The sequence below is a fragment of the Morganella morganii genome, from assembly GCF_019242955.1.
GTDB lineage: Bacteria > Pseudomonadota > Gammaproteobacteria > Enterobacterales > Enterobacteriaceae > Morganella > Morganella sibonii.
This window is the reverse complement of the sequence record NZ_CP066129.1, coordinates 3,122,335-3,145,069: the sequence shown is the minus strand read 5'-3', so window position 1 is coordinate 3,145,069 and position 22,735 is coordinate 3,122,335. Positions and strand designations below refer to the sequence as shown.

Annotated in this window: 19 protein-coding genes; 4 read left to right on the top strand and 15 right to left on the bottom strand. The window is 51.5% G+C overall.

Features of this window, described 5'->3' with window-relative positions; translation table 11 throughout:
• Window positions 1–79 precede the first annotated feature (79 nt).
• From JC793_RS14945 to kbaZ, 11 genes are all read right to left on the bottom strand, one after another.
• The gene (locus tag JC793_RS14945; protein WP_046894583.1) at window positions 80–1,561 is read right to left on the bottom strand and encodes a nucleobase:cation symporter-2 family protein; all 1,482 of its coding nucleotides are present in this window, start codon (window positions 1,559–1,561) and stop codon (window positions 80–82) included.
• A 1,620-nt stretch (window positions 1,562–3,181) separates the two neighbouring features.
• Window positions 3,182–4,354 (bottom strand): MalY/PatB family protein, encoded by a 1,173-nt coding sequence (locus JC793_RS14940; RefSeq protein ID WP_218426546.1) that lies wholly within the window; start codon window positions 4,352–4,354, stop codon window positions 3,182–3,184.
• Window positions 4,355–4,366: 12 nt separating this feature from the next.
• On the bottom strand, window positions 4,367–5,938 hold the full coding sequence (gene malX / locus JC793_RS14935; RefSeq protein WP_052926922.1) for a maltose/glucose-specific PTS transporter subunit IIBC: 1,572 nt from the start codon (window positions 5,936–5,938) through the stop codon (window positions 4,367–4,369).
• 137 nt (window positions 5,939–6,075) lie between these two features.
• Window positions 6,076–6,933: a tagatose-bisphosphate aldolase subunit KbaY gene (gene kbaY, locus JC793_RS14930; protein WP_166708400.1), complete on the bottom strand. Its 858-nt coding sequence runs from the start codon at window positions 6,931–6,933 to the stop codon at window positions 6,076–6,078.
• A 2-nt stretch (window positions 6,934–6,935) separates the two neighbouring features.
• Window positions 6,936–8,105: an SIS domain-containing protein gene (locus JC793_RS14925; protein WP_218426545.1), complete on the bottom strand. Its 1,170-nt coding sequence runs from the start codon at window positions 8,103–8,105 to the stop codon at window positions 6,936–6,938.
• A 283-nt stretch (window positions 8,106–8,388) separates the two neighbouring features.
• The gene (gene nagA, locus JC793_RS14920; RefSeq protein WP_218426544.1) at window positions 8,389–9,528 is read right to left on the bottom strand and encodes an N-acetylglucosamine-6-phosphate deacetylase; all 1,140 of its coding nucleotides are present in this window, start codon (window positions 9,526–9,528) and stop codon (window positions 8,389–8,391) included.
• Entirely contained in the window at window positions 9,525–9,959 is a 435-nt protein-coding gene (gene agaF, locus JC793_RS14915) for a PTS galactosamine/N-acetylgalactosamine transporter subunit IIA (RefSeq protein ID WP_046894577.1), read from the bottom strand. The genes nagA and agaF overlap by 4 nt, the downstream gene beginning before the upstream one ends.
• A gap of 16 nt (window positions 9,960–9,975) precedes the next feature.
• Window positions 9,976–10,851, bottom strand: a complete 876-nt coding sequence (gene agaE / locus JC793_RS14910) for a PTS N-acetylgalactosamine transporter subunit IID (RefSeq protein WP_046894576.1) — start codon at window positions 10,849–10,851, stop codon at window positions 9,976–9,978.
• Window positions 10,841–11,620, bottom strand: coding sequence for a PTS N-acetylgalactosamine transporter subunit IIC (gene agaW, locus JC793_RS14905; RefSeq protein WP_004237713.1), 780 nt, complete (start codon window positions 11,618–11,620; stop codon window positions 10,841–10,843). Before agaW ends, agaE begins: the two co-directional genes overlap by 11 nt.
• Window positions 11,621–11,630: 10 nt before the next feature.
• A complete protein-coding gene (agaV, locus tag JC793_RS14900; RefSeq protein ID WP_004237714.1) occupies window positions 11,631–12,104 on the bottom strand; it encodes a PTS N-acetylgalactosamine transporter subunit IIB in 474 nt (157 codons plus the stop codon).
• Between the two features lie 15 nt (window positions 12,105–12,119).
• Complete coding sequence (gene kbaZ, locus JC793_RS14895; RefSeq protein WP_218426543.1) at window positions 12,120–13,394, bottom strand: tagatose-bisphosphate aldolase subunit KbaZ; 1,275 nt, start codon at window positions 13,392–13,394, stop codon at window positions 12,120–12,122.
• A 259-nt stretch (window positions 13,395–13,653) separates the two neighbouring features.
• Between kbaZ and JC793_RS14890 the strand changes: the two genes are divergently transcribed.
• From JC793_RS14890 to JC793_RS14880, 3 genes are all read left to right on the top strand, one after another.
• Window positions 13,654–14,463: a DeoR family transcriptional regulator gene (locus JC793_RS14890; protein WP_046894574.1), complete on the top strand. Its 810-nt coding sequence runs from the start codon at window positions 13,654–13,656 to the stop codon at window positions 14,461–14,463.
• 95 nt (window positions 14,464–14,558) lie between these two features.
• Window positions 14,559–16,157 carry a hypothetical protein gene (locus tag JC793_RS14885; RefSeq protein WP_218426542.1) on the top strand — a complete coding sequence of 533 codons (1,599 nt, stop codon included), beginning with the start codon at window positions 14,559–14,561 and terminating at the stop codon, window positions 16,155–16,157.
• Window positions 16,158–16,178: 21 nt separating this feature from the next.
• Window positions 16,179–16,679: a hypothetical protein gene (locus JC793_RS14880; RefSeq protein WP_218426541.1), complete on the top strand. Its 501-nt coding sequence runs from the start codon at window positions 16,179–16,181 to the stop codon at window positions 16,677–16,679.
• Window positions 16,680–16,719: 40 nt separating this feature from the next.
• Here the strand turns inward: JC793_RS14880 and JC793_RS14875 are convergent, their stop codons facing one another.
• Window positions 16,720–18,369, bottom strand: coding sequence for an alpha-keto acid decarboxylase family protein (locus JC793_RS14875; RefSeq protein WP_218426540.1), 1,650 nt, complete (start codon window positions 18,367–18,369; stop codon window positions 16,720–16,722).
• A 138-nt stretch (window positions 18,370–18,507) separates the two neighbouring features.
• Here JC793_RS14875 and JC793_RS14870 point away from each other — a divergent pair, with 138 nt between their 5' ends.
• A complete protein-coding gene (locus tag JC793_RS14870; RefSeq protein WP_046894571.1) occupies window positions 18,508–19,407 on the top strand; it encodes a LysR family transcriptional regulator in 900 nt (299 codons plus the stop codon).
• On the opposite strand, the gene JC793_RS14865 is transcribed toward JC793_RS14870, so the two are convergent.
• The 3 genes from JC793_RS14865 to JC793_RS14855 all read right to left on the bottom strand — a co-directional run bounded on the left by JC793_RS14865 (window position 19,402) and on the right by JC793_RS14855 (window position 22,701).
• Window positions 19,402–20,043: a DUF2786 domain-containing protein gene (locus JC793_RS14865; protein ID WP_218426539.1), complete on the bottom strand. Its 642-nt coding sequence runs from the start codon at window positions 20,041–20,043 to the stop codon at window positions 19,402–19,404. The genes JC793_RS14870 and JC793_RS14865 overlap by 6 nt on opposite strands.
• Window positions 20,044–20,421: 378 nt before the next feature.
• Entirely contained in the window at window positions 20,422–21,384 is a 963-nt protein-coding gene (locus JC793_RS14860; RefSeq protein WP_243847052.1) for a substrate-binding domain-containing protein, read from the bottom strand.
• A gap of 276 nt (window positions 21,385–21,660) precedes the next feature.
• Entirely contained in the window at window positions 21,661–22,701 is a 1,041-nt protein-coding gene (locus JC793_RS14855; protein WP_166708390.1) for an ABC transporter permease, read from the bottom strand.
• Window positions 22,702–22,735: the final 34 nt, after the last annotated feature.

Genomic DNA, 22,735 nt, shown 5'->3' with positions numbered 1-22,735 from the left:
CAGACCGCAGTAAAAACAAAACCGCGATAATTATTAATGACAATTATCGCGGTTTTTTTACGGGCAAAAATCAGAGGGGTCAGATAACGCGTTTGTTCTCCGCGCTCATGGCCATATCCGGCAGGTCACGCTCTGCATCCGGGATATCCAGCATGGCTTCCAGCTCGTCTGCCAGCATATCCGGCTCTTCCTCATTGGCCGCACTGCGCTGTTGTCCGACAGGGATCAGCAGATTCAGGATAATGGCGGTGAGACCGCCGACACAAATCGGATTCTCGGCAAGGATATATAAAGACGGCGGCAGGATACTGAAAATTTGCGGATCATAGGAAACACCCAGCCCGAGACCCAGAGACGTTGCCACTATCAGCGTTTCGCGGCGGCGCAGGCCGTTGGAGATAATAATGCGCAGCCCGGCGATGGCGATCATCGAGAACATCAGTGTCATCGCACCGCCCAGTACCGGCGCCGGAATAGTGGTAAAGAACCAGCCAATCCCCGGGAACAGGCCGAGGAACACCAGGATCACCGCAATAAAGCGCCCGATATAACTGGAGGCCACGCCGGTCATCTGGATCACGCCGTTATTCTGGGCAAAGGTGGTCAGCGGCAGAGAGCCGAGGGCTGAGGCGATAACGGAAACGACACCATCTGCCATCACACCACCTTTCAGCCTGTTCTGATACACCTCACCTTTAATCGGCTGGTTGGATACCATGGCCGTTGCCGTCAGGTTACCGACCGCCTCCAGCACACTGAGGATATAGATAATGGCAACCACCAGGAACTGGGTGAAATTAAATGAAAAGCCGAATTTAAACGGCACCGGTACGGTAATAAAGGCCATGTTCTGATAGGTGCTGAAATCCACCAGACCGAGAAACAGGGAGGCAATGTAGCCTGCCACGAGGGCAATCGCGATACCGCCCATCCGCAGCAGCGGGCTTTTGCAGCAGTTAAAGCCGATTACCACCAGCAGAACCAGCAATCCCACGCCGATATTTTCATAGTTGCCGTATGTGCCTGCCGATTTGGCGGAGAACCCGCCGCCGAAGTCGATAATCCCGACCTTAATAAGGCTCAGACCGATCATCAGCACCACCACGCCGCTGACCGTCGGGGTAATTATCCGGCGCAGATAAGGCAGAACAAAAGAGGAACCGACAACCAGGAAAGCACCGGCGAAAGAAACACCGAGCAGAGAAGATAAAATCAGCTCTTCATGGATTCCGTCACTGCGCATGGCTGTACCGATAGCAATCATGGCAGTGACAAATGAAAAATTGACCGACTGAATGGATAACAGGCCGGAGCCCATCGGTCCGTAACGGTGAACCTGTATCCAGGTACCGATTCCGGAGGCAATCATCACCATCGATACCAGATAAGCCGTGGTATCGGCAGATAAATCCAGTGCTTTGCCCACAATCAGGGCAGGCATGACCATCGGAACAAACAGAGCCAATAAATGGGTAACCGCACCAAGAAGGGCCTGGAAAAACGGGGGTTTGTCGTCCAGCTGATAGATTAGATCAGAGGTTGGATGATTGAGATCTGACATCCTTCTCTCCTTTTATAATAAATGGAATGAGAGGTCATACGTCGGCCTCAGCGGATCGTTGGTACAGGGAGTAAAGCAATAACTGAACCAGCGGCGCGACAAAGAAACAGAAATGTGAGAGAACTCTTAAATCACCGGTGATTTGTGAAATATATCACCCGGTATTTGCGAAAGGCTTTCCGCGGTGGTCAGCAGGGCGGATAAAAAGAGGGGCAAACAGGATTTATGCAGTATGAGAATGATATCCTCTCATTTTGATAATGAAACGGTAATGATAATAGCGGTTCCGGAACCGGAGGGCAGATAAAGTGAGACTATTCCCGGGCGGGCGTTCTGTTGATTGATTTTATTTAAATGAGATATTTCTATTTTCAGTTAATGGAATTATATTAGGAATTGGTTTATTAAATGAAGAAAGGTAATTAAAAATGTATTATCATCTTAAATAATATGGCCTGAGGTTAACCGGGATTAAGTGGTGTTACTGTGAATAGTTATTTAAACTAATGTATTGTTGTTGCTATTTTGTTGCATTGTAACCATGCCATTATATGCTGCAAAAAAAAGGAATGCGGTAACCTGGATTATATTTTTATTATAATCAATAAATTATGTGTATTTTGATAAGAACGCCGTTTACGCATAAAATGAGTTTTATCCTAAAAACATAAAAATGTTTCAGGAAATAATTTGGCCTTAAATTTTATCAGAATAATCATATGATCCGTATTTCCGGTTTTTTTATCTATATCACGTCTTTTTGCTGGTTTTTTATATCGCAGCGGGGGTTGTGGTTGTTTTTTTATTTTATGAGAGAACGAAGAAGAAATATTAATAAAAGAAATAACGACGGGAAAATGACGACTTGCGTATAAAGCTAATCCATTTCTTATTGACGATATATTTTATGATGATAGTCTTTAGCGCTAATAAGAGATGTTATTTATATATATCTTATATAAGAGATGTGAAGAACCTGATTTAAATTGAGTGTTTTCCTATTGGTCTTTGGGTTTTTTAAATGTAAATTGATATTGTGTTCACGTTATTACCCTCAGATTTAATGACGTGCCTGAGTATTTTTTATAATGTCACGCCGGATGTGAATTATAAATTAGTCTTAATGCATTTCACTGAAATATTAAAAATTGCAGTTATTACAGATGTTTCTTATAACAGGAACGTTATAAGCCAATATGTCCGCAAGGATGCGAATATAACCTGACCGACACGTTATTATCTTAAAAAATAAAGGAATTATTTTTTAATGATTTAGCAGGATATAAGGATATATCTCTCAGGGACATAAACGGAAGTTACCGGACAAGGTCGTCCGGTGTAAACGGATTTACCACACGGATGTATTATCAGGGAGCCTGTGTTTTATCACCACAGGTAATAAACGGATTTGCCCCGGGAAGGGGACGGTAAAAGGAATTTACCGTTACAGGGAAGTAAGAGCTGACAGGTGTCATGCCCTGATGCTCTGATGAAAATGGATTTTCGCTGAAGTGCGCATGACAAATCAGAGTAGTTAAGTGTTGTTAGTATAAGGTAAAACATCGGTAATTATGGCGACCCTGTTGACGGAATACAGCAAGGTCGCCAATTTTTTTTCTGTCAGCCGGCGTTTTTCAGACGTTTTACCGCTTCCTCCAGCAGTGAACGCGGCGTGCCGAAGTTAATCCGCAGGTATTGTTCACCATCCGCCACATAGTGACTGCCATCCTCAACCACCACACCGGTTTTACGGGCGTATTCGTGTGTCAGATCCGTTGCTGTGCGTCCGGTGGCACTGATATTAATCCAGGCGAGGTAAGAAGACTCCGGCTGCATCATCTGCCAGTCCGGAAAATAATCCGCCACGGCCTGTGCCAGATAATCTGCGTTGCCTCTCAGATAATCATTCAGTTCATCCAGCCAGTCCGTGCTGTTGTTATAAGCCTCAATAATGCCCCATATCCCGAACAGATTAGGTGAGGTAATCGAGTTTTTCTCCAGCTGACGCCGGAACTGTGCCCGCAGTGCCGGGTCCGGAATGATGCTGTAAGAGGTTTTCAGTCCGCCGAGATTAAAGGCTTTATTCGGGGACGTCAGGAGGATCAGGTTCTCCGGCGCGGCACATCCCGGGCGCAGACAACCGGTGAAGCTGCCGTACAGCACATGTTCCGCATGCACTTCATCAATCACCAGCAGCACACCGTATTGCAGACACAAATCCGATACCTGTTTGATCTCTGCCGCTGTCCAGATACGACCGGACGGATTGTGCGGCGAGCAGAACAGCCAGACTTTCGGCCGGTGCTCGCGCATTTGCGCCTCAATATGCTCAAAATCAAGATGATAGCGGTTATCCCGCGCCACCAGCGGGTTAGTCAGCACCGTGACATTCTGGCGGGTTACCGCGTGGGCGAACGGATCATAGACCGGTGTGTTCATCATCACACAGTCGCCGGGCTGACAAAATGCCTGCACCAGGTAGTGCAGGGTGGACACGGTGCCGTAACTGAGTGTCACCCACTCCGGCTGAACCGTAACCTGATGACGCTGTGCCTGGAAGCGGACTACCGCATCGTAAAATTCATCAAAGCACCAGGTGTAGCCGAAGGTACCGTGCTGTGCCACCTGCGTGAACCGCTCAATCACCGCGGGCGGGGATTTGAAATCCATATCGGCTATCCACAGCGGAATGAAATCCTGCGGGACATCCCCGAAGCGGGAGCAGACATACTGATGATCCCATTTCCGGCAGCGGTCACTTTTGCGCTCAATTATTTCATCAAAATTGTACATGCTCAGTTCCTGTTAAATTAAGGCTTCAATACCGGATTTCACACTCTGCACCTGCGGGCCGATAATCACCTGCACACTATGGGCATCCAGCACCACAACGGAGAGTGCACCGGCATCTTTCAGTGTTTTCTGATCCACCTTATCCATATCTTTCACCACCAGACGCAGGCGGGTGATACAGTTATCCAGCGAATCAATATTCTCTTTGCCGCCGAGTGCGGTGAGGATCAGATTGTGATCGTATTTAGCTTTGCCGCGCGCTTTTGTATTGGCTTTCACCGCCTGTTCCGCCCCGTCAGCGGCATCTTCACGGCCCGGCGTTTTGACGTCATGTTTCAGAATGTACCAGCGGAAAACAAAGAAGTAGATAGCGAACCAGATAATCCCGACCGGGAACACCAGATACCATTTGGTCGCGGTCCCCTGCATGATGCCGAAGATCAGCAGATCCAGAATCCCGCCGTCGGTGTTACCGATCGTCACACCGAGCAGTGCCATCACCAGCAGGGCAAGACCGGACATAATAATGTGGAAAATATAGAGCACCGGCGCGATAAACAGGAACAGGAACTCAATCGGCTCGGAAATCCCGGTGACGACGGAAACCAGGACCCCGGACAGTAATAATCCTTTGATCACCGGACGGTTCTCCGGTTTTGCTGTGCGGTAGATAGCGTAGGCGACAGCCGGCAGACCAAAGATAAAGGTCGGCATAAAGCCCTGTGACAGGAAAGCGGTGACATGCGGGCTGAACGGCAGTCCGGCTTTCAGTTCGGCGTAGAAAATATTCAGTGCTCCGGCAATCTCATAGCCGTCCACAAATTCCGTGCCGCCGGCCGGGGTAAAACGCACCATCGCCAGCAGAATATGATGCAGTCCGAACGGTTTTAGCAGCAGTACACCGACACCGTACAGGAACGGGCCGAAAACATCTGTGCTCTGAATGATATGGCCGATCCCGGCAATTCCCATGGCAACATATTTCCACAGGAACGGGATCGCCAGGCCGACAAGAGACATCGTCAGTGCGGTGATAATCGGCACAAAACGGATGCCGCCGAAAAACGCAAAAGCATCATGCAGAACGGTATCCTGGAAACGTTCATGCAGAAAATAAGTGATAACGCCGACCACAATCCCGCCCAGCACGCCCATTTCGAGGGTCTGGATACCGAGAACCACGGATTGCCCGACCTGCTTCATCATCGCCGGGTCGGCAAGCTGGTGGGTGACGGTCAGGTAATAATTGATGCTCATATTCATCAGCATATAGCCGACAAATCCGGCAAAGGCACCGACTGCTTTGTTACGGTTTGCCAGGCCGAACGGAATGGCCATCGCAAACATCACCGGCAGATAGGTAAAGGCAAAACCGCCGACCATCGCCATAAATCCGAAGGTCAGCTGGACAAACTCATTGCCGAGAAACGGAAAACTGCTGATAGCGGAAGGACTGGTAACTGAACTGCCTATCCCGAGTAATAACCCCATGAAAGCCAGTAATGAGACGGGAAACATAAAGGTTTTCCCGAGACTTTGAAAAAATTCCCAGAGTTTGGATTTAAACGACTTTTCCTGCGACATCGTAGGGTACTCCTCAGCTTCTTTATAAATTATTGGTTAAGGGGTGTTACGGAACAGTCTTTTTTATTGTTGTTTTTTATTATTTTTCGCAGATGAAAAAGGCGGCACTGCGGGGGAACACAGTGCCGCCTGACGGGTTACAGAAGTTGATCTTCCGCACCACAGACTCTGATTTTATCGCGGACAACCGCTTTCATCGCATCCATGCCGACCCGCATGTAATAGCGCGGGTCATTGCCGTCCGGATTTTCCGCAAACCACGCGCGGACCGCCCCGGCAAAGGCAATTTTCAGCTCAGTGGCGACATTAACTTTGCACACCCCCAGCTCAATGGTGCGGCGGACATCCGCATCCGGCACATCACTTGCACCGTGCAGTACCAGCGGGATATCCGTGATACTGCGGATTTTTTCCAGCCGGGCGAAATCGATTTTCGGACGGCTGGTATACAGACCGTGAGCGGTGCCGATAGCGACTGCCAGGCTGTCGATGCCGGTCAGTTGTGCAAAACGGCGCGCTTCATCCGGGGAGGTCAGAAAGGCGCTTTCCGCATCCACATCCATATCATCCTCGACGCCGCCGAGACGGCCGAGCTCCGCTTCCACGCTGCAATCCTGACTGTGGCAGAAATCCACCACGGATTTGACCAGCGCGACATTCTCCTCAAACGGGAAATGGCTGCCGTCAATCATGGCACTGCGCACACCCTGGCCGACTTTGGTACGGATATCGTCAAGGGTTTCGTGATGGTCAAGATGCAGCGCGACCGGCATGGAAAACGAGCGGGAATAGGCATCACACAGTGCATAGATCTCCGGGAAACTGATGTGTTTAAAGGTGCCCGGCGTACCCGCCAGAATCACCGGTGCGCGCAGTTCCGCACAGGTTTCCAGGATGGCCTGAATTGTTTCGGCGTTATGAATATTAAACGCCGGAACCGCATAGCCGTTGGTTTGTGCGTGTGTGAGCAGATATTTGGTTGAGATGATCCCCATGATTACGCTCCTGTGTTCTGGTTATTCCAGGGATGAATAATCACGCCCTGAACAACGCGGTTAACTGTCCCGCTGGCAGACGGGGTATCCGGTGTGATACCGGTTCTGACGGACTGACTGAGGGAAAATAACTGTGCATACGGCAGGAAGCAGAACAGCAGTTCCGCGTCACTGAGGGCGTCACCGGCAGGCAGATAGCAGTGTGTTCCGGCACTGATGGCGTCATCAGGCTGATCGGCGATTGCCACGACCTGTCTGGCGATCCGGTCGCGGCGCAGTTCGGCCAGCAGATCCAAATCATACTGACGGGTGTAAGGCTGGTTTGAGATGTACACCACCACCAGGGTGTCGCCGTCCACCAGCGATTTAGGGCCGTGACGGAAGCCGGTCGGGGTGTCATAAAAGGCGGCGATTTGCCCGGCGGTCAGTTCCAGCAGTTTGAGGGCGGATTCCCGCGCCAGCCCCTGAAAGCTGCCGCTGCCGAGGTAAACCACGCGCTTAAAAGTATCATTGCCCGGCAGAATCTGTTCACTGCTGCCATGTGCGGCAAGAATATCCCGTGCCCGCTGTGCGACAACGGCAAAACGTTTGGTGCTGAACGTCTGCGGGGCAAGGGCGGCGAGGCAGCTGCACATCATGGAGGTGATGCTGCTGGTCATGGCAAAGGCTTTATCATTAGTCTGTGGCGGCATCAGCAGGGCAAAACCGTTATCACTGCCCTGTACGCGCTGATACAGATGACCGTCTTTGTTACAGGTGATCACCAGGTGAGAACAGCGGGCAACACACTGATTAGCAAGATCAAACGCGGCAACGCTTTCCGGGCTGTTACCGGAACGGGCAAAGGAAACCAGCAGTACCGGTTGCTGCTCAGGCAGATAATCCGCCGGATTGGTCACGATATCGGTTGTCGGGATCGCGCTGACATTTTTACCGGTCAGGCGGCGCAGTACGGGAGAAATCATCTCACCGATAAAGGCGGAGGTTCCGGCGCCGGTCAGAATGATGCGCAGGTTGTCCTGAGCCAGCAGCGGTGCGAGAAAGGCATCCAGCTGTGCGCGTTGTGAGTCGATTGAGTGTAATGCACTCATCCAGTAATCAGGTTGCTGGCGGATCTCCGTTTCCGTCCAGGTGGAATAGCGGGGTGTGGCGGCAGAAAGAGGGTCGTGCATAGCTTCATCCTTTACATGACGTTCAGCCGAAAGTGAAATGAATCAAAAGATCGTACGATCGGTCATTGCCTTTCGGTTGGTTTCGTTTTGAGGTTTCACTTCAATTTACAGTAAGGAAAACAAAGGATCAATGCAGTAATAAAAAGAAAACGAAAAGTGTGATTTGCACCACAGGTGAAATGATTAAGCTGTTGTTTATTAGATGGTTATATAAAAACCTTCGGCGGGTAAACACAAGGAAAAGAAAGGCGCAGGGAGAACTGCGCCTCATAATGAAAGGAAATCAGCGTACCGGCTGTCCGTGGATCCAGGTTTGTATTACCTGCCAGTCACTGTTCAGATCATTGAAATGCGCCCGTTTCCCGGGGGAGATACTGCCGTGCGTCGCGGTGATCCCCAGCAGTTGTGCCGGTTGCAGGGAGGCCATGCGGATGGCGGTTTCCGGCAGTGTACCGGTTGCGGTAATCATCCTGCTGACGGCGTCATCCAGTGCCAGGGTACTGCCGGCGAGGCCGCCGGAGGCGGTCCGGACAATGCCCGCTTTCATGGTGACATCATGGCCGCAGATATCATAAATGCCGTCCGGTTGTCCGGCCGCCCGCATGGCATCGGTGATCAGCACTGTGCGGTGCGCGGCACACTGACAAACAATCCTCATCACTGCCGGATGTACATGATGCCCGTCAGCAATCAGCTCCAGCCAGGCCCGCGGGTCGGATAATCCCGCTCCCGCCATGCCCGGTTCGCGGTGATGCAGGCCGGTCATGCCGTTGAAACAGTGAACCAGCCCGTCAGCCCCGGCATCGAGAGCCGCCAGAGTCTGCTCATACGTGGCGGCACTGTGGCCGAGCATCACATTCAGCCCGCGCCGTTTCAGGTGACGGATAGCATTCAGCGCCTCCGTTTTTTCCGGTGCCAGCGCGACCACTTTCAGTGTGCCTTCCGCATCGGCAATCAGGGTATCCAGCTCACTGATGTGTAATTCACGGAACAGCTCCGGTGAGTGTGCGCCTTTGTTCTGTGGTGTGAAATACGGGCCTTCCAGATAACTGCCGAGCACTTCCGCCACCGGTTCTGTTATCGTCTGCTGCTGACAGTAGCGGGCGATCCGCGCGAGAGTGCTGCGCAGATCCGGCAGCGGGGCGGTCACGGTGGTAGCAAGCCAGGCGGCGACGCCCTGTTGTGCCTTAAATACCGCAATAGTTTTCAGTGCCTGCGGATTATCATCCATCACATCCATACCCTGTCCGCCGTGGACATGGATATCAATATAGGCGGGGCAGAGCTGCTCAGCGTCAAACTGTGTCTCTTTTGCCGCCAGCGGTGTGATAGCGGTAATAATGCCGTCTGACACCACCACCGCCTGATTTTCCCGCCAGCCGTATTCTGTCAGTACACGACGGGCGCGGATTTGCTGAATCATATGCCTTCGTCCTCCGTTTCACAGCAGCGTTCCCGCTGTAATTCATCCGTCAGACTGGTTAATCCCCGGTGCCCGCAGGCCAGAGCTTCACGGCGGAAATCGGCCGGAGAGAGAGAATCCCGCTCCAGTGCCATTTCCAGCAGCAGCTGAAGGTTGGTGCCGGTGATTACTTCGCGGTCTTCCCGGCCCTGTGATAGCGTGGCCGCTACCCGGAACGGGGTGCCGCCGAGGATATCGGTCAGGAAAATTACGCTGTCGCAGTGTGACATCAGCGCCAGTGCGGCTTCCAGTTCCTGTGTCAGACGGGCGGTGGTGGATTCTGCCGGAAAATCAATCGCTGCAAAATCGTCCTGTTCCCCGATAATCTGTAACATGGCTTTTTCCAGTCCGGAGGCAAAGCCCCCGTGACCACATAAAATAATTCCCGGCATCAGTTGCTCCTCTTAATTACAGGAAATGGGCGAATTTGCCGATGATACCCAGCGCCACCGTCAGTACGATCAGACGCAGCGGGCTCCAGCCGCGGCGCACCAGCCAGAACATTGACAGGGTGTAGACCAGCGGCAGAAAAGCAGGCATCAGCTTATCAATCACATCACTCTGTAATTTGACCACTGCATCACCGGCGGTAATTTCCAGCGTGGTTGAAAGCCGGACATAAGTCGCCACCAGGGCACCGATCACGGTCATCCCGACAATCGAGGCCGCATGACCGACTTTTTTGGTATTAGCCTTGATAAGCGGAATGGCGGCAACTCCCATCCGGTAAGCATAGTGCGCCAGGCCGAAACGCAGGCCGAAATGCACGACGTTAAACATCACCAGGAAGACCACGGCACCGAGAATAGAGCCCTGCAATGCGAGACTGGCACCGATACCGCCGCAGATAGGCAGCAGTGTCAGCCAGAACATGGCATCGCCGATCCCGCCCAGCGGTGCGCCAACAGCAATTTTGGTACTCTGAATACTGTTCACGTCTTGTTTGGAACGTTCCATCGCCAGGATGATGCCGATAACAAAGGTTACCAGGAAAGGGTGGGTATTGAAGAATCCCATATGGCCTTTCATGGCGCGTGCCAGGTCACGTTTATTGGTGTGGATTTTTTTCAGTGCGGGCAGCAGTCCGTACAGCCAGCCCGCGGCCTGCATCCGTTCGTAGTTAAAGGAAGCCTGTAACAGCAGGGAGCGCCACGCGACTCTGTTGATATCCTTGCGGGTCAGTTCCGCGCCGGTGCTCTGGTCTTCATACACATCCTGATTACAGTCCGCAGGCAGTAAGGTTTCCGCTTCTGCGGCAGATGAATGATTTTTTTCAGATGCCATCTTCAAATTCCTCGTGTGACGGTTGTGCCGGTTCGCTTTCTGCCGGTTTGCGGACGAAATCGATCATTGCCATCGCCAGTGCGGCAGCGGCGATAGCCAGAACCGGTAACTGAAGCCAGGCGGCGCCGACAAATCCCAGAATGAAATAAGGAATGTAGGCATTTTTCATCATGATTTTCAGCAGGACGGCAAACCCGATGGCCGGCATAATGCCGCCCGCAACACCCAGTCCGTCAATTAAGCGTGCAGGGAGTACATCAATCAGGGTTTTGGCGTGATCTGCCCCGAAATAGATCGGCAGGAAGGCACAGAGAAAATAGAACGTACCGAGCGCCAGCAGTGCGAGGTAGTTGATGCGCTCAATCCCTCTGGTATCCGCATTGGCCGCCATTTTGTCACAGCGGGACATCACACCGGACATGACTGAAAACAGGAAGGTGATCCCCATCTGAACCGCCACGGCAAACGGTACCGCAACACCGACCGCCACTTCCGGTTTGACACCGGTGGAGATAGCAAAGGCCGTCCCGACAATCGTACCGATAATTACGTTCGGCGGCTGGGCGCCGGCCAGCGGTGCGAGCCCCATCCAGACCAGTTCCAGCGTCCCGCCGGTCAGTATCCCGGTATTGAGATCGCCGAGGATCAGACCGACCACCGGCCCCAGCACCACCGGACGGTGAATGTGCGTGAGCCCGTTAAACAGATCCAATCCGGCAATAAAGGCTACCAGCCCGAGAGCGATAGCTTGTAACAGACTGATTTCCATACATGTATCCTCAGAGCAGTTTGAACAGATCCTGCGCCGGTTCTGTCGGTACACCCTGGATGTAGCAGGCAACACCGGCCTCGTTAAGCCCGCGGAATGCGGCGATATCCGCCTCATCCACAGACACTGTTTTGGCAATCTGACGTTTGCCTTCGGTATAGTGAATATTGCCGACGTTAATACGTTCCACCGGAACACCGCCTTTCACCAGGGTCAGAAAATCTGCCGGGGTTTTGCAGACCAGCAGAATTTTCTGGCGGTCAGCAGCTTTATGAATGTTGTCGATCACTTTCTGCAGCGGCCAGAAGCGCACGGCAATCCCTTCCGTCAGCACCATTTCCATCAGGTTCTGCTGTAACGGATCTTCCGCGACCTCATCATTGGCGACCAGCACCAGATTGGCACCGGCAAATCCCACCCACTGGACACCAACCTGTCCGTGGATTAACCGTTCATCAATACGACTTAACACAATATTTGGCATGGCTGTTTCTCGCTCTTATCGGCAGGCATCGTGATAGTGACGCAGCACAGTCTGAATGTGCGCGATGATTAAGTCTTCCGGTGCGGCGGAAATCGTTCCGGCGCGTACCAGCGGATACTGTAACGGCAGATACTGGCTGATCAGCGGCAGCGGGATCGCGGTTTCTGTCAGATTTTCCAGCAGACGGGCGACTGCCGCACTGATGGTGTCATCCGGCCAGTAATAGCGGATGCGATCAGAGTAACTGTAGCTGCGGGCAAGGCGGCGGGTCAGCTCATCACCGGTGTAATAACTCTGCCAGTAGCCCGGTTTTTGCAGCATGACATCTTCCAGTACCTGACGCAGCCCGGAGCGTGCCGCCGGGGCAATAAGTTCATCTTCAATACCGGCAAGAGCATACAGGGCTTCACGCAGGGCAAAGGTCAGTCCGGGGCCGACTTTCAGAATCGCAAAGTGGTCATCCACCAGCTGACTGAGTGCCTGCGGGGTCTGGTAATCGGTGGAATGCGCCTCATACACCAGATGTTCATGATGTGTGACCATCTCACTCAGTGCCCGGGCTTTCTCAGGCCGGTAATCAATGACATTATTGTGATCAAATTCCACGCCCGGCTGTACAACCAGCCCGGTAATGCGCGGCCAGATATCCGTGAGCTGATGGCGAGCAAAGGCGTCCTGATGCGCGGCGATAGTGGCGGATGCAGCCTGTGGTGTGGTGACCGCCAGTTCATTCAGTTCCTCGTGAGCGCCGCCCGGTACCGGTACTTCTGTACCAATCACATACACCAAATCGCGGACGCCGAAATGTTTTTCACAGGTTTCTTCCGCAATGACCGCCAGGCGGGCGGCACGCTGTGCGACAATCTCATCCGTCAGCGGTACCGGATCACCGGCGCAGGACATACTGCAATCGAGGTGAATTTTTTTGAATCCGGCGGCAACATAGGTGCGGATAAGCTCATCGGCTTTTGCCATGGCCTCTTCAGCGGGTTCATTCTGCCAGCGGTTCGGCCCGAGGTGGTCGCCGCCGAGGATCAGCTGTTCGCGGGGAAAGTGATGTTCATCCGCCAGTTTCCACATAAAATCGCGGAAGTCTGCCGGTGTCATGCCGGTATAGCCGCCGAACTGATCGACCTGGTTGGAGGTCGCTTCAACCAGTAACGGCGTCTGTTGTTCACGGGCAAAACATACCGCTGCTTTCAGAACATACGGATGGGCGGAACAGACAGCATAAATTCCTGTTTTATTCCCCTGTTTGTGGCGGGCAACGATATCAGTTAAAAGTTTCACTTTCCTCTCCTTACAGCCGGATTTGGTTTGTTTTTGTTTCGATGTCTGAATAGCATACTGCTATAGAGAAAAAAGAAAACAAAATGAAAGCTTCCGGAATCCGGATCTGCATCACAAAAGAAATATAATGAAAGGGTCTGTTCCTGGGTCACCGGATGTTAACCCTTTTTATGGGCTTGCATTCTGTACAAAGAAAAGCGTTAATATACCAAACGAAATGAAACGAAAGATTTTTTAAATGAATGTTAAGGATAAAACCATGAACAGTCCGGACACCGGAACGGATAACCGGGTAATGGGAACGAGCGGGCGGCGTGAGCATATCATTCAGCTTCTGCGTGCCCATGGCAGTGTTCAGGTCAATGAGTTGTCGCAGCAGTTCCGTGTTTCCACGGTGACTATCCGCAATGATCTGGCTTTTCTTGAAAAGCAGGGGATTGCGGTACGTGCATACGGCGGCGCACTGATTTGTGAAGGCGTTGCGCCGGTCAGTGAGCCGTCACTGGAAGACAAAAGCACCCGCCACACCACCATTAAGCGTAATATTGCATCGGTGGCAGCCGGACTGATCCGGCCGGGGCAGCGCGTTATTCTGGACTCCGGTACCACAACCTACGAAATAGCCCGTCAGCTGCGCCATCATCAGGACACGATTGTGATGACCAACGGTATGAATGTGGCGAATGCACTGCTGGAAGCGCCCGGGGTGGAACTGCTGATGACCGGCGGACAGCTGCGGCGTCAGTCTCTCTCCTTTTACGGGGATCAGGCGGAGCAGTCATTACAGAATTATCACTTTGATATGTTATTTCTCGGGGTGGATGCGATTGATCTTGAGCGCGGAATCAGCACGCATAATGAAGATGAGGCACGGCTCAACCGGCGGATGTGTGAAGTGGCCGGGCATATTGTGGTGGTAACAGACTCCAGTAAATTTAACAGCTCCAGCCTGCATAAAATAATTGATACCCAGCGTATTGATACCATTATTACCGATGACGGTATTCCGGAAGCGAGCCTGACCGGGCTGCGCCGGATAGGAACAGAAGTGATTCTGGTGAAAGGGTAATAAAAAAAAGAGTATAAAATAGTGAGGATACCGAAGAAAGAAAAGAGATAATACGCTATAAGTTTATTATGTTTATTTTTCCGGTATCCGAGTGAATGATAAAAATACTGTTATCCGGCCTGTTATTATTTTATCCGCTAATTTCACCGGCAGTGACAGATGAATGTCAGGAAATATCTTTACGTATTAATACTGATGAATATGACACTGAACGTCATATTTACCGGGTGTCCTCTCCCGGACGTGCTTATTTCTATTCTGCGCCGGACCGCCGCTGTAAAAGTAAAAATAGTTTTCTGGTTAAAGGTGATTCAGTTATCGGTTATCAGACCACCGGTGATTATCTGCTGGGGGGATATATCAACAGCGAAGGTGAGCTGATTGACGGCTGGCTGGAATTATCTCAGCTGACAAAAACGAATCTCAGAATATCCCCGCTTGCGGAAGAAAAAGATGACGTAAACCGTAAACCGGAAAGAAAAACGGATAATCCGCTGTCAGATGAAGATTATCAGCTGACGGTTAATCAGATAGTACTTCGTCCCGGTGAACCCCTGAGTGAACTCAGCCGGAATATCACAGAATATTATGCAAAGGAACCCGGGCTGGTATTTGCAGGTTACAGTAAAACCGGGAAAACAATGGGTGTGGTGATTCCTGAGCCGGATATTTATGTATATGTTACAGAGGGAATTAATAATAGCCGGGATGAAGGAGTTGTCAGTCAGATTGTTATTCTTTCGGATAAGTATAAAACACATCGCGGAATTAAAACCGGTGATTCTGATTTTCTGATGTTTGAACGCTATGGTCTTCATAGCAGCTTTGATGCGGATGAGAACAGCGAATCATTTATTTATCACCACAGCAATATGAGTCTTATTTTTCAAACAGACAAAGAGAAAAAAATAACCCGTATCACCTATCTTCTGACCGCCCCGGGAAAGGAAAACTGCATGGTAAACCCGGTCACCTGGTCTGCCCCGACGCTGACACAACCTGCACAGAAAGTGGTTATTTCCGTTGGCCGGGCCTGGTTTTATTCCCAGCCGGATGAACAATGTAAAACAGATCACTTTATTATCCGCGGGGATCGTGTTCTGCAGTATCGCAGACAGGGCGATTTTGCCTATGTGAATTACATGAACAGCAAAAATAAAGTGGCTGAGGGGTGGATAAAATTATCACTGCTGGAAAAGACGGATGAGCAAAGTAATGCCCTTAATTATGAGGATTTCATCTGGTCATCCGATAACGGAGCGGCGGATTTTCTGGGGAAACCGCTGAGTGATAATACGGTTTCCGGCTGGCTGGATAAGCAAAGGGAAAAGGTATCGGTACCGCCGGTACATGATTTTTTCCGGGAGTTTGAATTATGGCGTTTTGATGCCGGTGATACGATAATTACGGTAGCCGGGATCAATATGATTATTGAAAAACGTACCGGGGGACAGGATAAATACATTTCGGAGATAACCTTCAAAAATGACCGCTATAAAACCCGGCGGGGCATTGCGGCAGGTGATACCTATCAGGATATGGTTAACGCTTACGGAAATCTCTATCAGGTATCTCCGGACGATAATTGCTACTATTATGACTGGTTCGATCGCCGGCTCGGTTTTTGTTTTGACAGCGACCGGGTCATTAAAGTCATTATGTATAAAAACTATCCGGAATCCGATATCCGCTGATTTATCCTGTAAGGATTGAGTATGAAAAAACGTCTTCTGCTGTTATCCGCACTGATTCTGAGCGGTTGTGTCATGAGTGATCAGGAACTTCGTGAGCGCTACGCGGAGCATTATTCTCAGTCTCCGGCATATGTCACTGCTTTTAAACAGCGCATAGATACGATGAGTGTCAGTGAGGCTGCGGCACTGGCTGCGGAAAATGACCGGGCACGGATGCGGGGACAGCCGCGCATGAAAATAGATGACACGGTGTATATTGAAAAGGTTGAGGCAAAAGGAAGTGATGTGATTTACCATTATTCCCTGTCAGCGGACTGGCTGAAAAAACCGGCAGAAGCGCGGGAAAATGATCAGAAAACGATGCAAAAAGACCTGATTTACCGGACATGCTCGTTACAGACCGTGCGGCTGGCTCAGGCCAAAGGGCTGGCGGAAATACATCATTATTACGATGATTATCCCGGCCATGTTTTATTTACCCTGAATGCCAATAAAGCCTTATGTGAAAAGAACGGTTTTTAACATCCTGATACCGCCGGGCAGTATCAGGATTACGGGTGATTTAAAACGAATAAAGCGTCGCGACAGACTCACCGAGTTTTTTTGCCAGATCAGATGCGGCATAACGTTCTGTCACCACTTCGATATATGCAGCGCAGTCACCGGACTCCGCTTCCCGGATCGCCTCATCCAGTTCCGTGCAGGTGGTGACACGGCGGCAATACCAGTTGTCACATCCCAGCGCCTGCGGTAGTTGCGCGTAACGCCATTGCGGCAGGTCGTTATAAACGGCTTCCGGGTCTTTGCACAGCAGGCGCTCAATCAGATAGCCGTCATTGTTCAGCACAAAAATCAGCGGTTTCAGACCAAAACGGCCAAACTGGCTGATTTCCTGAGCGGTCAGCTGATGTGAACCCTCCCCGGTGATCAGAATCAGTCTGCGATCAGGCGCCGCAACCGCTGCACCAAAGGCCGCCGGGGTTGCCCAGCCGATAGATCCCCATAACGTTTGGTTATGGAACTGCGCCCCTTCCGGGAGCAGTGCAAAGCCCAGTCCCATAGAAACCGTGCCGGTTTCGGCGATGATAATATCGTCTTTTCTGAACAATTGTTCAAAACGCGGATACAAATACTGCGGGGTAATGTTACCGGATGCTTCTGTCACCGGCTTGCCCAGTCCGGCAGCAGGCGGTATGCGGCACTCTCTGTGCGGCAGAACGGCAGTCAGGGCAGGCAGCAGATCCCGCATATACACATTCTGATACACCGCCGTGCCGATGCGGACATGATCCGCCATTATGCTGATTAGCTTTTCCGGTGCGATATCAGCGGTAAAACTGCCGGTGTTAAAGTCTGTCATCACCGCGCCGATACCCAGCACACAGTCACTGTTCTCAACAAATTCCCTGACCTGCGGGTTCATCAGCTGACCGTTGTACATTCCGGTATAATGCGGATCAGATTCACTGATAATCGCTTTATCCATAAACATGGTGGCGTACGGCAGGCCGGTCTGACGGATCAGGGCCTGTACGTCATCAATCAGTCCGGAACGAGCGGTCAGCATGCCTGGCAGGATACAGGCCGACGGGCTTTCGGCCAGTTTTGCGCTGATCGCCGCCACGGCTTCTGCCAGCGCGGTGTTATCACTGACCGGTTGTGCCGGTACGGTAAGGTGCTCCGGTATCTGAACCGGTTGTGTGGCGTAATCAAACGGAAAACCGATATAGACCGGACGGCGCTCACGCAGTGCGGCTGCGATCAGACGTTCTGTCTCTGCCACGCAGTTTTCCGGGGTCATAACGGCGTGTGCACAGGAAAGGCGCTGCCCCAGTTCATAAAACAGGCTGAAATCACCGTTGCCTAAGGTGTGATGCACCAGGCGGCCGCTGTTTTGCACGCCGCTGGCCGGCATACCGACCAGGTGAAAGACCGGCAGATGTTCAGCGTAAGACCCGGCAATACCGTTGATGGCACTCAGCTCCCCGACACCGAATGTGGTGGAAAGCGCCGCCATGCCGTTAACCCGGGCATAGCCGTCAGCCGCATACGCGGCATTCAGTTCATTACAGTTACCCATCCATTGCATAGTCCGGCTTTCGCAGACGGCGTCCTCAATCGGGAAAGCAAAATCTCCCGCCACACCAAAGACATGGCGGATACCTAAATCCTGCAGGCGGCTCAGCACATGTTCAGCGACTGTTTTTGTCATGATGATCTCCGGTAATACAGTGGCTGATTTATCAGCCTTAAATGATTAGTAATATGAATGAGTTTTAGCGGTAATTACCGGGAATAGGAAATGGTTTATACTCATCGGGGCTATAACAAAAGGTAATAGGTGACGGTCATGGATATACGGACATTGCGCTATTTTACGGAAGTGGTGCAGCTTAACGGGTTCAGCCGGGCGGCGGATGCCCTGTTTGTGACACAACCGGCTATCAGCCGCAGTATTCTCCGGCTGGAAGAGGAGCTGGGATTTACCCTGCTGACACGGGAACCGGATGGTGTCCGGCTGACAGATGAGGGCGCGGTTCTGTTTGATCACGCAACCCGTATTCTGGCGCAGTTTAACAGTATGAACAAAGCGTTACAGGATAAATCGGGGCCGCTGACCGGCACTCTGAATGTCGGATTACCGCCGGTTATCGCATCGACCTATTTTGCCGGCATCATTATGGCGTTCAGTACCCGCCATCCGCAGGCGGAACTGAAAATTCTTGAACTCGGTACAGAACAGATGGCGGAGGCGATGGCAGAAGGCAGTGTGGAAACCGCCGCTGTTATGTTGCCGTTTGATGATACCCGTTTTGATTTACAGCGCTTTGCAACCGATCGCCTGATGCTGCTGGTCAATACCCGGCACCCGCTGGCCACCCGGGAGCAGGTGAGTTTCCGCGAATTAGCGGATGATAAGTTTGTCCTGTTTTCCGAAGATTTCCGTATCAATGAGCTTATCCGTAACGCCTGTGGTATTTACCATTACAAGCCGGTGGTGGCCGGGCGGAGCAATCATCTGGATCTGATTATGGCGATGGTCAGTGCCGGGGTCGGCGTCACGCTGCTGCCGGAGAGTATGTGGCGTATACACCGGACGGACGGGCTGGCGGCGGTCAGTGTGGCGGACCCGGTACTCTCTTATGATCTTGCGCTGGCAAATATGAAAGGGTATCAGAGCCGCAGTTGTCTGGCCTGGAATGCGCTGGCGCGGGAGATGCTGGGGATCACGCCCGGCGTGCCGTCATGACTGAAAAAAGAAAATATACAGAATAAAAACAATGATAATCACCGCGATGATATACGACGGTATGTGTTGTTTTCGTGTCAGAGCGGCGAGAAACCCGGCAATCAGCGGGCGGGAAACCGGCTCCGCAGGTTCGCGGGGTTGTTCTGAGATGGGGTTTTCCGGTTGCGGAGGAGGCTGTTTGTCAGGCTGCGGAACGGGCTCCTGCGGCGGCGTTACCGGTGGTGGTGTCTGTACGGCCTGCTGCTGAGCCCGGAGTTCTGCCTGCTGCCGTTCAAATGCCCGCAGCGCCTGTTGTTCCCGCTCTCTCTGCTGTTTCCGCTGCTGCTGTTGTTCCGCTACTTTCTGAAATGCCCGCAGCCGCTCTTCTTCCTGTTGTTTCAGGCGCATCATTTCCCGGTGTTGTTCTTCCGGTGTCAGCGGGCGTGGTGGTGTTTTTCTGCGTGGCGGAGATGGTGACGCAGATGATGGCGGGGAGGGTTCTGCGGAATAGATATCGGACAGCTCCAGATGGTATTTTTTCATAAATACCCGTGCTTTTGAAAAGGCATTCGCGGCCTCATTCTCATTACCGGCATTTTCGGCAAGAGACATCAGCTTTCTGACTTTTTCGATGGCCTTTTCTCTGTCATTCATCATTTCACATCGCGTATTTATCCGGCAGATAACCCTATCATACGGCGAATTATAGTGAGGGAAAGGATGAAAACGGTGTTGCGGGATATTCAGTAAATAATACCGCTTTACGGACATGGTTTTTTTAAATTGTTTATAAAACAATACGCACAGAAGATAAAACGGATAAAAAAAGCCGTCTTCGGCTGAAGACGGCGCAGGCCGTTGACAAACCCGCAGGGGTTGGCGACGACCGGCAGAGGTTGTAAAAATCAACCGGGAAAATCAATTTATTGATTTTCGGCTGATAACACAAAGCAGGAAAAACCACGTTTTATCCTGCTTTGTCAGCAATCTCAGCCGTCTTCTGCTGAAGACGGCGTGAATGCATTATTCAGTTATTTATTTACGGGCATCCAGTAACTGCTGCGCGTTTTCTTTGGTAACCTGAGTCCACGGAATTGCGTAACGTTTGTCTTTACCATCATTCCATTTCAGCTGGTCAGCATACTGAACCCAGATTTGGGATTGTGGTTCGTATTTATCGCCTTTGACCGCTTTCATTGCCAGGTCGATTGAACCCTGCATCTGTGCGTTGGCATCCTGGAGGATCGAAACCATTTCGCCGTCCTGAACAGAGCGGATAGCGTCAGATACACCGTCAACACCGGCGATAGAGAAATCATTTACATTCAGACCGGCCGATTTAATCGCTTCAATTGCACCCAGCGCCATTTCGTCGTTCTGTGCGATCACGCCACCGATTTTACCGCGGTGTTTCTGTAACCAGTTTTCCATCAGCGGCATGGCTTCCGCGCGTGACCAGTTCGCCGTTTTACGCTCCAGCACTTTTATCTTACCCGGGCCGCATTCAGCGATTGCTTTGTCATTACCTTCGCCGCGCTGAATTTCACCGCTGCCGCCTTTCGGCCCTTCGATAATAACCACGTTACCTTCACAGTTCATTTTTGCCAGAACTGCTTTGGCTTCCATATAACCGCCGAGGACGTCATCAGACACTACTTCTGCGGTCATTTTGTCGGTGTTCAGACGGGCGTTGGTGACAATAACCGGAATTTTAGCGTCATTCGCCATGGTGACCACGTCGATATTTGCTTCGTAATCCATCGGGTTGATGATGATAGCATCGGTTTTGGTCTGGATTGCGGTTTCTGCCTGGTTGTTCTGAACCATCGGGTCATAACGGCCATCATAAACTGTGATGATCGCTTCACCGTTTTTCACAGCCGGATGTTCTTTTGCGGATTTTTCCATTAACTGGACAAATTCGGCTTTCATGCCGTACATCAGAACAGCAATTTTCACCGGATTGTCCTGTGCCGCAAATGCCTGTCCGCCCATCATCAGGGCTGTCAGTGCAGCGATTTTGGTCAGTTTTTTCATGGTCATTCCTTCATTGTGTAGGGTATTGTTTTTTGCTGTTGTAATAGTCTTTTACGCGTCATCCTTCAGCCTGTGGCGGTGTTGGCTGCGTTCAGCCTTCCGGGTCACATACTGATGTATGCTCCCCGGAATTCTTCACTTGCCGCCTTGCCACAGACTGAATGATATTGCGTAAACGCGTCATGCAGAATGTGGCGGTGCCGGCTTTAAACTGAAAGAATCTGCGCGGTACTGCCATCAGTCACGGCGTTGCTTACGTGACGGATCCAAAAGTACGGCGATAACAATTAATGCGCCTTTGATAATCTGCTGGTAATACGACTGCACGCCCAGCAGGTCGAGACCGTTATTCATCACACCGATAATTAACACACCGAACAGGGTGCCGACTAACGTACCCACGCCACCGGCCATACTGGTGCCGCCGATAACCACTGCGGCAATCGCATCCAGTTCGTAGGCGCTGCCGGCACTGGTCTGTGCCGAGCCGGTACGGGCAGTCAGAATCAGCCCTGCAATACCGGCTAACGCACCACACAGGGTGTAAACCAGCACTTTAATTTTAATCACACTGATCCCGGAGGTTCTGGCGCTCTTCGGGTTGCCGCCGACGGCATACACATAGCGGCCGAAGGTGGTTTTGTTCAGTAATATCCAGGCGAGAATAAAGATAGCCGCCAGGATCACCACCGGTACCGGGATATCAAGGATATAACCGTTACCCAGCCAGCGGAAATCACTGTTGAGCTGGGAAACCGGGTTACCGTCAGTGGTCAGCAGAGTCAGACCGCGTGCCGCAGACAGCATCCCCATGGTGACGATAAACGGCTGAAGATTGAATTTCGCCAGAATCGTCCCGTTGAGCAGGCCACAAATGATACCGATACCGAGCGCGATAATCATCGGGATCATCACGGCATTAGCGGTATCACCGATAGCCAGGCCGGTATTGCTGGTGGCAAACCGCGCCGCCACAATGCCGCTCAGTGCCAGCACCGAACCGACAGAGAGGTCAACACCGGCGGTGATGATGACAAACGTCATCCCGATGGCGAGAATACCGTTGATGGAAATCTGTCGCAGGATAATCAGCATGTTATCCTGACTCAGAAAGTAGTTATTCGTCCATTCGCCGCGGGCTACCTGAACCTCACCGACAACGGCCACAATCAGACACAGCACAAAGAACGCCAGAATGATGCCGTATTTGTGCATGTTTTTCTTGTTACGGGCGATAAATGAGACCCCTGGTGCGGGTGCAGTATTTGTTGTATTCATGGTCACTTCTCTTTATTCATGCATACGTTGGCGG

Excerpts from the sequence above, each read along its gene's own strand:
- JC793_RS14890 (WP_046894574.1), top strand. The coding sequence starts at position 13,654 with ATGAACAGTCCGGACACCGGAACGGATAACCGGGTAATGGGAACGAGC.
- agaF (WP_046894577.1), bottom strand. The coding sequence starts at position 9,959 with ATGCCGGGAATTATTTTATGTGGTCACGGGGGCTTTGCCTCCGGACTG.
- JC793_RS14870 (WP_046894571.1), top strand. The coding sequence starts at position 18,508 with ATGGATATACGGACATTGCGCTATTTTACGGAAGTGGTGCAGCTTAAC.
- JC793_RS14875 (WP_218426540.1), bottom strand. The coding sequence starts at position 18,369 with ATGACAAAAACAGTCGCTGAACATGTGCTGAGCCGCCTGCAGGATTTA.
- JC793_RS14940 (WP_218426546.1), bottom strand. The coding sequence starts at position 4,354 with ATGTACAATTTTGATGAAATAATTGAGCGCAAAAGTGACCGCTGCCGG.
- nagA (WP_218426544.1), bottom strand. The coding sequence starts at position 9,528 with ATGATTCAGCAAATCCGCGCCCGTCGTGTACTGACAGAATACGGCTGG.
- JC793_RS14885 (WP_218426542.1), top strand. The coding sequence starts at position 14,559 with ATGATAAAAATACTGTTATCCGGCCTGTTATTATTTTATCCGCTAATT.
- kbaY (WP_166708400.1), bottom strand. The coding sequence starts at position 6,933 with ATGGGGATCATCTCAACCAAATATCTGCTCACACACGCACAAACCAAC.
- agaW (WP_004237713.1), bottom strand. The coding sequence starts at position 11,620 with ATGGAAATCAGTCTGTTACAAGCTATCGCTCTCGGGCTGGTAGCCTTT.
- agaV (WP_004237714.1), bottom strand. The coding sequence starts at position 12,104 with ATGCCAAATATTGTGTTAAGTCGTATTGATGAACGGTTAATCCACGGA.
- JC793_RS14880 (WP_218426541.1), top strand. The coding sequence starts at position 16,179 with ATGAAAAAACGTCTTCTGCTGTTATCCGCACTGATTCTGAGCGGTTGT.
- malX (WP_052926922.1), bottom strand. The coding sequence starts at position 5,938 with ATGTCGCAGGAAAAGTCGTTTAAATCCAAACTCTGGGAATTTTTTCAA.
- JC793_RS14945 (WP_046894583.1), bottom strand. The coding sequence starts at position 1,561 with ATGTCAGATCTCAATCATCCAACCTCTGATCTAATCTATCAGCTGGAC.
- JC793_RS14925 (WP_218426545.1), bottom strand. The coding sequence starts at position 8,105 with ATGCACGACCCTCTTTCTGCCGCCACACCCCGCTATTCCACCTGGACG.
- JC793_RS14865 (WP_218426539.1), bottom strand. The coding sequence starts at position 20,043 with ATGATGAATGACAGAGAAAAGGCCATCGAAAAAGTCAGAAAGCTGATG.
- JC793_RS14855 (WP_166708390.1), bottom strand. The coding sequence starts at position 22,701 with ATGAATACAACAAATACTGCACCCGCACCAGGGGTCTCATTTATCGCC.
- agaE (WP_046894576.1), bottom strand. The coding sequence starts at position 10,851 with ATGGCATCTGAAAAAAATCATTCATCTGCCGCAGAAGCGGAAACCTTA.
- JC793_RS14860 (WP_243847052.1), bottom strand. The coding sequence starts at position 21,384 with ATGATGGGCGGACAGGCATTTGCGGCACAGGACAATCCGGTGAAAATT.